The following is a 371-nucleotide window of genomic DNA, read 5'->3' as shown; positions in this document are numbered from 1 at the left end:
GTTCTGCTTTCCGGTGGGCATGGAGCGGATGAAGGCTTCGCCGAACACCCGGACAGCCTGGGCTGCCTTTTTAGCCCCAAGCAGGTGCGTCAGTTCCACCATGTTGACGGTGGCATAGCGATACAGGGTGGAAGAGTTGTACTCCACCGTGCCCAGATGGCCCGCGCCAGCCGAATCCTCCGGGGCACAGTCATCCACAGCGGTGAAGTAATCAAACTCGTTCTGTACGGCATGGGAGGAGATGCTGTGGGCCACCTGAGCAGCGGCATCGTAATTCAGGGAAGGATCGCTGGCGACCATCCGGCCAACCAGAGCCATGTCCACCGAAGGGTTCTCCTTCAGGGCCTTTTTGTAGTCATCCTTCTCCTCGC

The 371-nt window shown here is 59.3% G+C and carries 1 protein-coding gene; it reads right to left on the bottom strand.

The annotated features are described in order from the left end of the window. Positions 1-371: type I-E CRISPR-associated protein Cas7/Cse4/CasC (locus P0G09_RS15990; RefSeq protein ID WP_275253149.1), on the bottom strand; the 371-nt coding region annotated here is incomplete at both ends.

It is taken from the genome of Faecalibacterium sp. DFI.5.82 (genome assembly GCF_029076575.1).
GTDB classification, from domain to species: Bacteria; Bacillota; Clostridia; order Oscillospirales; family Ruminococcaceae; genus Faecalibacterium; species Faecalibacterium duncaniae.
The sequence above is the reverse complement of the archived record's forward strand: the minus strand, read 5'-3'. Positions and strand labels throughout refer to the sequence as shown.